At 62.3% G+C, this 8,076-nt stretch carries 10 protein-coding genes; 6 read left to right on the top strand and 4 right to left on the bottom strand.

What is annotated here, in order from left to right:
- Positions 1-138: 138 nt before the first annotated feature.
- Both ACCD05_RS31200 and ACCD05_RS31195 read left to right on the top strand, forming a co-directional pair.
- Complete coding sequence (locus ACCD05_RS31200) at positions 139-1,074, top strand: histone deacetylase family protein (RefSeq protein WP_113008722.1); 936 nt, start codon at positions 139-141, stop codon at positions 1,072-1,074.
- A 2-nt stretch (positions 1,075-1,076) separates the two neighbouring features.
- Entirely contained in the window at positions 1,077-1,328 is a 252-nt protein-coding gene (locus ACCD05_RS31195) for an exodeoxyribonuclease VII small subunit (protein WP_047507965.1), read from the top strand.
- Positions 1,329-1,359: 31 nt separating this feature from the next.
- Here ACCD05_RS31195 and ACCD05_RS31190 read toward each other — a convergent pair whose 3' ends face one another.
- Both ACCD05_RS31190 and ACCD05_RS31185 read right to left on the bottom strand, forming a co-directional pair.
- The gene (locus ACCD05_RS31190; RefSeq protein ID WP_413397518.1) at positions 1,360-1,851 is read right to left on the bottom strand and encodes a hypothetical protein; all 492 of its coding nucleotides are present in this window, start codon (positions 1,849-1,851) and stop codon (positions 1,360-1,362) included.
- Positions 1,852-1,855: 4 nt separating this feature from the next.
- On the bottom strand, positions 1,856-2,800 hold the full coding sequence (locus ACCD05_RS31185; protein WP_413397516.1) for a hypothetical protein: 945 nt from the start codon (positions 2,798-2,800) through the stop codon (positions 1,856-1,858).
- A gap of 120 nt (positions 2,801-2,920) precedes the next feature.
- Between ACCD05_RS31185 and ACCD05_RS31180 the strand changes: the two genes are divergently transcribed.
- Entirely contained in the window at positions 2,921-3,688 is a 768-nt protein-coding gene (locus tag ACCD05_RS31180) for an SDR family NAD(P)-dependent oxidoreductase (protein WP_209232853.1), read from the top strand.
- Positions 3,689-3,750: 62 nt separating this feature from the next.
- Complete coding sequence (locus tag ACCD05_RS31175; RefSeq protein WP_413397514.1) at positions 3,751-4,059, top strand: nucleotidyltransferase family protein; 309 nt, start codon at positions 3,751-3,753, stop codon at positions 4,057-4,059.
- Positions 4,060-4,131: 72 nt separating this feature from the next.
- Here ACCD05_RS31175 and ACCD05_RS31170 read toward each other — a convergent pair whose 3' ends face one another.
- Both ACCD05_RS31170 and ACCD05_RS31165 read right to left on the bottom strand, forming a co-directional pair.
- Positions 4,132-4,482, bottom strand: a complete 351-nt coding sequence (locus ACCD05_RS31170; RefSeq protein ID WP_112982215.1) for a hypothetical protein — start codon at positions 4,480-4,482, stop codon at positions 4,132-4,134.
- Positions 4,479-4,616: a hypothetical protein gene (locus tag ACCD05_RS31165; RefSeq protein WP_413397512.1), complete on the bottom strand. Its 138-nt coding sequence runs from the start codon at positions 4,614-4,616 to the stop codon at positions 4,479-4,481. The genes ACCD05_RS31170 and ACCD05_RS31165 overlap by 4 nt, the downstream gene beginning before the upstream one ends.
- Positions 4,617-4,881: 265 nt before the next feature.
- Between ACCD05_RS31165 and ACCD05_RS31160 the strand changes: the two genes are divergently transcribed.
- The gene (locus tag ACCD05_RS31160) at positions 4,882-5,802 is read left to right on the top strand and encodes a pirin family protein (RefSeq protein ID WP_413397510.1); all 921 of its coding nucleotides are present in this window, start codon (positions 4,882-4,884) and stop codon (positions 5,800-5,802) included.
- Between the two features lie 135 nt (positions 5,803-5,937).
- Positions 5,938-7,854 carry a 1-deoxy-D-xylulose-5-phosphate synthase gene (dxs, locus tag ACCD05_RS31155; RefSeq protein WP_413397508.1) on the top strand — a complete coding sequence of 639 codons (1,917 nt, stop codon included), beginning with the start codon at positions 5,938-5,940 and terminating at the stop codon, positions 7,852-7,854.
- The last annotated feature ends 222 nt before the right edge of the window (positions 7,855-8,076 follow it).

Below are 8,076 nucleotides of genomic sequence, written 5' to 3'. Positions count from 1 at the left end.
CCGGGGTTGGCTGAAACGGGCCGCCTGATCGTCCGGCCGGCTTGGCCGTATGCTTAGGCTACGACGCGCGCCGGCCGGACGACCATTCGACTCCGTTTGAGCCAACAGAATGCTTCAATCTAACCAGGAAAGGCTCTTATGAGCACCCGCCTTTACGAACATCCGATCTTTCTGGAACACATCACGCCCGAGGGCCACCCCGAGCGATCCGACCGCCTGCGGGCGCTGAACGTGGCGCTGGGGCATCCGCATTTCGACCGGCTTGACCGCCAGCAGGCGCCGCAGGCCTCCGAGGACGCCGTGCTTCTGGCGCATCCCGAAGAGCACCTCTTCGCCGTGATGCGGCAGGTGCCGGAGGAAGAAGGCGAGATCAACCAGCTCGAGGCCGACACCTATGCCAGCCCGAAAAGCCTGCAGGCGGCGCTGACGGGGATCGGCGGCGCGATGGCGGCGGTCGATGACGTCTTCACCGGCAAGGCAGACAATGTCTTCGTCGCGTCGCGCCCACCCGGCCACCACGCCGAGAAATCCAAGGCGATGGGCTTCTGCTTCTTCAACAACGCCGCCATCGCCGCCCGCCACGCCCAGCGCAGGCATGGCGCCGAGCGCGTGGCGATCGTCGATTGGGACGTCCACCACGGCAACGGCACCCAGGACATCTTCTGGGACGACCCGTCCGTGTTGTTCTGCTCGACGCACCAGATGCCGCTCTACCCCGGCAGCGGCGCCAAGAACGAAACCGGCGCACACGACACGATCGTCAACGCGCCGCTTTCGCCCAATGTCGGCAGCGAGCATTTCCGCGAGGCGTTCAAATCCCGCGTGCTGCCGGCGCTCAACGACTTCCGCCCTGACCTGATCATCATCTCGGCCGGCTTCGACGCGCATCACCGCGACCCGCTGGCGCAGATCAACCTTGTCGGCGAGGACTTCGACTGGGCGACCGGGCGGCTGCTCGAAGTGGCCGACAAAAGTGCCGGCAACCGGGTCGTCAGCCTTCTGGAAGGCGGCTATGATCTGGAGGGCTTGGCCGAATCGGCAGGCTTGCATGTTTTGAGAATGATGAAGGGTTGAGCATGACCGACAACGCCAAGCCGGAGGTTTCCGGCCTCTCTTTCGAAAAGGCTGTCGCCGAACTCGAAAGCATCGTCGCCCGGCTGGAACGCGGTGACGTGGCGCTGGACGAGTCCATCGAGATCTACGAGCGCGGCGAAGCGCTGAAGAAGCATTGCGAGACGCTGCTCTCGGCCGCCGAAAACCGCATCGAGAAGATCAGGCTCGACCGCGCGGGCAAGCCGCAGGGCGTGGAGCCTTTGGACGGGGCTTGATCGGCTCACCCCGTCCCTTTGCCAACGGGCCTTATTTGTCGAGGCTAAGCATCACGTAAGCTTCACCACCTCGCCTGTCGTGCTGGAAGATAAAGCGCTTTCCCTTGATCGCCGCGACGAAAGGCTTTCCTGCCTTGGCGTCATTCGGCACCTCGGCGCCGGAGGCGGCGATGACACGAAGGAACTGCGCATGCAGCGTCGGGTCAGAACGATTTTCGCTGGTAACCGCGCATTCCTTCTTGGGTTTGATCTGCACGGACATGGAGTGGTCGTCGGTCATGCCGCCGAACTGCTGGTCGGCGTCTTTTACGCCATAGCGTTTCGCCTTGGCCGCCGCGGTGGCGAATGTTGGCGCCGATGCAAGGCAGACATCCTTGAACGCGGCCACGGCGATGTCATTGCCCTTGCTGCTCTTTGGCGCGGCCAACGCCACCTGTGGAACCATCAGGCAAGCTGAGAGGGTCATTGCGACGCTGAACTGTGCTGCGCGGCGGGAAATGCGGTCTGTGGGGATCGTCTTCATAAGTTTACTTTGCCTCAGGCTTCGGTGTTAGGGCCGAGAACAACAGAGCGTAATCGGCCGTGAATTTCGTGTAGGTGATGCGTGGATAGATTTCCGGAACGTTCAGGCGGATTGCATCCTTGAACGTCTGCGGCGCCTCCGATCCAGCCAGGCGCGCCCGCGCGCTGGAAAAGAACCCACCGCTGCTGGTCTGAACGATATCAATTACGCCGGCATCGACGATCTGGCCCTTGCCGATGGTGATCGTATTGTCGCCAAGCAGCGTGTGCGGCTCTTTTCCTTGAGCCCCGAACAGTCCGCCATTTCCAGTCCCCATGGATGCGGTACTGTTGCCGTTCTCGCAAGTGATCATGGTAACGGCATAATGGCCCGGCTCGATGGGGCGGAAGGAGGTGCGGATATCGCGCACGCCATTCTCCTTGATCAGCGCCGGCACGTTCAGCGTCAGCATTTGCGCGGTCGTCTTGGCAAGCTTCTTAACCATCGCATCGGCACCATAAATGCCGCTGGGCTGCCCGATTTCGGTAAATGGTCCCGAACTGATCTTGCCATCGACGACCTTCTGGAGGCGGACGGTGCCGCGCACGCAATAGCTGCCATTGAGCGAAACGCGCACGACGGCAGCAGCGCCCTTGTCCGCGACCATGGCATCCGCCTGCCTGGCGGCATCCTTGCCGTCGGCGCCCATTTTGGTTGAGTTTGGATTGGTGGCGCAGGAGGCCAGGGTGGCGAACACGGCCAGAAGAGCGGCGCTTTTCGCCAGCCTTCCGAGCTGTCCATTTTTCTTATACTGCATGTACGAATGGCTTTCAGGTTTAAATGCGCCCCTTGGTTGCATCAATCCCGAAATGAGACAAGGCCATACCAACGCCAGCGAGCGGCGACGTGCGCGTGCGGTAAAACCGCCGTTAATGACCACAGCGAGATTGTAACTTTTGGATCGCGTCACCTCGCAAAGGTTTGTGCTCGATCGCAGGCTGGTGCAGCGCTGCCCTTACCCATCAAACCTCTTGGCCAGCGGCCAAACGTCGGTCTATCATCCCCGAAACACCAGAGGGGAAGAGACGGCATGACGGATAGATTGAAGGGCAAGATCGCGATTGTCTCGGGCGGGGCGACCGGCATGGGCGGGGCGGCGTCGAAGCTGTTTGCGGCCGAGGGCGCCAAGGTCGCGATCATCGATCGCAATGGTGAGGCGGCGGCTGAGACCGTGCGTGAGATCCGCGCCGCAGGTGGCGAGGCTGATTTCTGGACGGCCGATGTTTCTGACGAGACGGCGGTGAACGCGGCGGTCTCCGCCATCGAGGCGCGCTATGGCGCGGTGACCGTGCTCTTCAACCATGCCGGCACGATTGTCATCAAGCCGTTCCTCGAAACCACACTGGAGGAATGGGACTGGCTGCATGCCGTCAACGTGCGCTCGATGTTCCTGATGACCAAGGCGGTGCTGCCGAAGATGATCGCGGCCGGCGGCGGGTCGATCGTCTGTACCTCGTCGATCTCGGCTGTGGCGGCGACGCCGATGGAAGTGCTCTACGACACGACCAAGGGCGCCGTGCACATGTTCGCACGCGCCATCGCCGTCGAGTTCCGCGACCGCAACATCCGCTGCAACGCGGTCTGCCCCGGCTTCATCCGCACACCGCACGGCCTGCGCGAAGTGGCCGACCTGCAGAAACTCGGCGTCGACGTCTCGGATGCCGCGATCGCAGCGCAGCAGGGCCGCATCGGCGAGCCGGAGGACGTGGCGCGCGCGGCACTTTATTTGGCGAGCGATGAGTCGAGCTTCGTCAACGGCGCGCATCTGTTCGTCGATAATGGGTTTACGGCGATGTAATCGCTGCGGTCGGCTTGGCCGGGCGTCTCGACCAAGTCGCAGAGGTCGCTTATATTGGCGGCATGGACAAGGATCAGGTCATAGCGATCATTCGCAAGCATGAGGACGCGCTCAGGGCTGAGGGCGTTCTCGGGCTTTCGCTGTTCGGGTCAGTCGCCCGTGGCGAAGCGACACCGGAGTCCGACATCGATGTCATCGTTGAGCTTACGGACGAGGTGCTGCATTCCGGCTTCGGATATTTCGGGACGCTGTATCGTCTCAAAGAAAGACTTGAAGATATCACGGGCCGGCCTGTCGACGTCATCTCGGAACCGATCGAGAAGCCTCGCCTCGCCAAAGAGATCGAAAGAGACCGCCAAGTTGCCTTCTAGCAAACCATGGCTCCGTCTGGCCGACATCACCGATAACAGTCGAAAGATATTGGCCTATACCGAGGGCACGCTCTATAGCGCGATTACCGTCCTGATCTCCGCGTAGTCGGCATGCAAGCCATCGGCATCGCGCTCGATCAGACCGGCGCGGGACAGGATATCGACGTCGTCGTGAACACGGCGATAGTCGCGGTTCAGGCTCTTGGCCAGAGCGGCGATGCTTGCTTGCGGATTGCCGCGTAGGTGGCGAAGCAGTTCCAGCCGTTTGGCCGTCATCGTGTGCGCGAAGACCTCCCAATCCACGAAAGTCAGATGTTCCTCGGAAACGGGCTGGCCCGCCTCGGCGCGCTGCCATGCGTCGATGAAGCGCTTTGCGGCATCGTCGAAGGAACCGCCAACATGTACGTCGATGTTCTTGCTCATATTGCCTCGCCTCTCACCTGCTCGACATCATGCCTGAAATCAGCCAGCAAACGCTCCACGGAGACAAACTGGTAGGCTTCCTCGCGTGGTCCGTAGTGTCGATGATCACCCTTGCCGCGCTCGTTGTCGTACAAGACGATGCGTTGGCCCGGCAGACCATAGAAGAGCGAGTATTTCAGGAAATGCCGCGACGGCGGGACCTAAACAGGAACTTGCCAGATGGTCATTTCGAGAATGGCCCCATCGTCGTAGATGATACGTTCGCGAAACAGCAACTCGGCCTTCATGCTCGAAACTATGACATCTGATGCCATAGCGCGTCAATCGCCTTGAGCCTGCCTTCTGGTCATCAGGCACGATAGCCGATAAGCTCACCGCTTTCGCCAACGGAGACACCCCATGTCCTTCTTCCCCGGCAAAGACCCCCTCCCCGGCGATGCCTTTGCCTGCGACGCCATCGAGAACCTGATCATCCCGCGCACCAGCGATATCGGCGGGTTTCAGGTCAGGCGGGCTCTGCCGACCAGGCAGCGGCGGCTGGTGGGGCCGTTTATCTTTTTCGATCGAATGGGGCCGGCGATATTGAAGCCGGATGAGGCGCTTGATGTTAAGCCGCATCCACATATCGGGCTGTCGACGGTGACCTATCTGTTCGATGGCGAAATCCGGCATCTCGATAGCCTCGGGACCGAGAAGGTGATCCGGCCGGGTGATATCAACCTGATGACGGCGGGGCGCGGCATCGTGCATTCCGAGCGTACGCCCGACAATCTGCGCGGCCATCCGCTCCTGATGTCCGGGCTGCAGACGTGGCTGGCGCTGCCCGATGACAAGGAGGAGATCGATCCCACCTTTGCGCATACGGAAAAGAGCGAAATGCCCGTGATCGACGAGCGCGGGGTACGCGGGCGGGTGGTGATCGGCGCGTTCGAGGGCATGACCTCGCCGGTCAACGTGTTTTCCGATACGCTCTATGCCGATATCAATCTCGACGCCGGCGCGAAATTCCCGTTCGGCGCCGCGCACGAGGAGCGGGCGATCTATGTGCTGTCCGGCGAAGTGGTGATCGCGGGCGACCGATTCGCGCCCGACCAGCTGCTGGTGTTCCGCCCGGGTGACGCGATCACGCTGGAGGGCGGTGCCCAAGGCTGTCATCTCATGCTGTTCGGCGGGGCGGCGCTGAACTCGAAGCGCTACATATGGTGGAACTTCGTTTCCTCGTCGAAAGAGCGGATCGAAAAGGCCAAGGAGGAGTGGCGCACCGGCCGTTTCGACATCGTTCCGGGGGATGAAGAGGAATTCGTCCCTTTGCCGGAGTAGCGTTCTCCTCTAGAAAGGATCCTTGCGGTTCTTGAAATCGACTTCTTTCACCGCAACTTATGGCCTAAAGGCTATGTGCCCCAAAACGCCTGGAAAAGACGACAAGAACAAGAACGACAAGAAAGAGTGCCTCCCGTGACACAACCGCCGAAGACGCCGCTGCTGGACAAGGTCATCTATCCGGCCGACCTCCGTAAGCTGGAGGATCGCGACCTGCCGCAGCTTGCGCGCGAGGTGCGCGACGAGATGATCGACGCGGTGTCGAAGACGGGCGGGCATCTGGGCGCCGGCCTCGGCGTCGTCGAACTGACGATCGCCATCCACAATGTCTTCAACACGCCCGACGACAAGCTGATCTTCGATGTCGGGCACCAGTGTTATCCGCACAAGATCCTGACCGGCCGGCGCGATCGTATCCGCACGCTGCGCCAGGAAGGCGGGCTCTCGGGCTTTACCCGCCGCGCCGAGAGTGAATACGATCCGTTCGGCGCAGCACACTCCTCGACCTCGATCTCGGCCGGCCTCGGCATGGCGGTGGCGGCGGACCTTTCCGGCTCGAAGCGCAATGTCATCGCGGTGATCGGCGACGGGGCGATGTCGGCGGGGATGGCCTATGAGGCGCTGAACAATGCCGGCGCGCTCGATGCGCGGCTGATCGTCATCCTCAACGACAACGACATGTCGATTGCGCCGCCGACAGGCGCCATGAGCGCCTATCTGGCGCGTCTCGCCTCGGGCCGCACCTATATGGGCATGCGCGAAGTCGGCAAGAAGCTGACCAGCTATCTCGGCAAATCGGTCGATCGCGCCATTACCCGCGCCGTCGAACATGCGCGCGGTTACGTGACCGGCGGCACCATGTTCGAGGAGATGGGTTTCTACCATATCGGGCCGATCGATGGGCACTCCTTCGAGCACCTGCTGCCCGTGCTGCGCAATGTGCGCGACAATGCGCATGGGCCGGTGCTGATCCATGTGGTGACGCAGAAGGGCAAGGGCTATGCGCCGGCGGAAGCCGCCGCCGACAAGTATCACGGCGTCAACAAGTTCGATGTCATCACCGGCGCGCAGGCGAAGGTGAAGCCGAACGCGCCGAGCTACACCAATGTGTTTGCCGAAGCGCTGGTGCAGGAAGCAGAACTTGACGACAAGATCGTCGGCATTACCGCCGCCATGCCGAGCGGCACGGGTCTCGACAAGCTGGCAAACGTTTTTCCGTCGCGCTGTTTCGATGTCGGCATTGCCGAGCAGCATGCCGTGACCTTCGCCGCCGGGCTTGCCGCCGAGGGCTACAAGCCGTTCACGGCACTTTATTCGACCTTCCTGCAGCGCGCCTTCGACCAGGTGGTGCACGATGTGGCGATCCAGGGCCTGCCGGTGCGCTTCCCGATCGACCGCGCCGGTTTCGTCGGCGCCGACGGCCCGACCCATGCGGGCTCCTTCGATACGACCTTCCTCGCCACGCTGCCGGGCTTCGTCGTCATGGCCGCAGCCGACGAGGCGGAGCTGAAGCACATGGTGCGCACGGCGGCTGCCTATGACGCTGGCCCGATCTCCTTCCGCTATCCGCGCGGCGAAGGCGTGGGCGTCGAGATGCCGGTTCGCGGCGAAATCCTGCAGATCGGCAAGGGCCGCATCGTCAAGGAAGGCACCAAGGTGGCGCTGCTCTCCTTCGGCACCCGCCTGGCGGACTGCATGCTCGCCGCCGAAGACCTCGATGCCGCGGGCCTTTCGACCACGGTCGCCGATGCGCGCTTCGCCAAGCCGCTCGACCACGACCTGATCCGCCAGCTGGCGCGTCACCACGAGATGCTGATCACTGTTGAAGAAGGTGCGGTTGGCGGATTCGGCAGCCATGTGCTGCAGTTCCTGGCGACCGACGGCCTGCTCGACAACGGGCTGAAGGTTCGCTCGCTTGTGATGCCCGATCTGTGGGTGGAGCAGGCGAAGCCCGAGGTGATGAATGCGCAGGCCGGGCTCGACCGGGCCGGGATTGTCGGCACCGTGTTCAAGGCGCTTGGACGGCCGGCGGCTGTTGGGTTTGCTGGGTAAGCGGGTTGGTTGATGGGTTGAGTGAACGCTCGGCCTTGGCGATTTTGTTTACGCTAACTCTGCGCAAGAATTACCCCCCTCTGCCCTGCCGGGCATCTCCCCCACAAGGGGGAGATTGGCTGGGGGCAGCCGCTCGCTCCACTCTCATTGTTTGGCGTAGACCTTTCAACGGGTCGATCTCCCCCCTTGTGGGGGAGATGTCCGGCAGGACAGAGGGGGGTG

The sequence above is a fragment of the Rhizobium sp. Rhizsp42 genome, assembly GCF_047304155.1.
GTDB lineage: Bacteria > Pseudomonadota > Alphaproteobacteria > Rhizobiales > Rhizobiaceae > Rhizobium.
The sequence above is the reverse complement of the archived record's forward strand: the minus strand, read 5'-3'. Positions and strand labels throughout refer to the sequence as shown.

What these genes read in the sequence shown, in the direction of transcription:
- ACCD05_RS31195 (WP_047507965.1), top strand. Translation starts at nt 1,077, where the DNA reads ATGACCGACAACGCCAAGCCGGAGGTTTCCGGCCTCTCTTTCGAAAAG.
- ACCD05_RS31160 (WP_413397510.1), top strand. Translation starts at nt 4,882, where the DNA reads ATGTCCTTCTTCCCCGGCAAAGACCCCCTCCCCGGCGATGCCTTTGCC.
- ACCD05_RS31180 (WP_209232853.1), top strand. Translation starts at nt 2,921, where the DNA reads ATGACGGATAGATTGAAGGGCAAGATCGCGATTGTCTCGGGCGGGGCG.
- ACCD05_RS31170 (WP_112982215.1), bottom strand. Translation starts at nt 4,482, where the DNA reads ATGAGCAAGAACATCGACGTACATGTTGGCGGTTCCTTCGACGATGCC.
- ACCD05_RS31190 (WP_413397518.1), bottom strand. Translation starts at nt 1,851, where the DNA reads ATGAAGACGATCCCCACAGACCGCATTTCCCGCCGCGCAGCACAGTTC.
- ACCD05_RS31200 (WP_113008722.1), top strand. Translation starts at nt 139, where the DNA reads ATGAGCACCCGCCTTTACGAACATCCGATCTTTCTGGAACACATCACG.
- ACCD05_RS31175 (WP_413397514.1), top strand. Translation starts at nt 3,751, where the DNA reads ATGGACAAGGATCAGGTCATAGCGATCATTCGCAAGCATGAGGACGCG.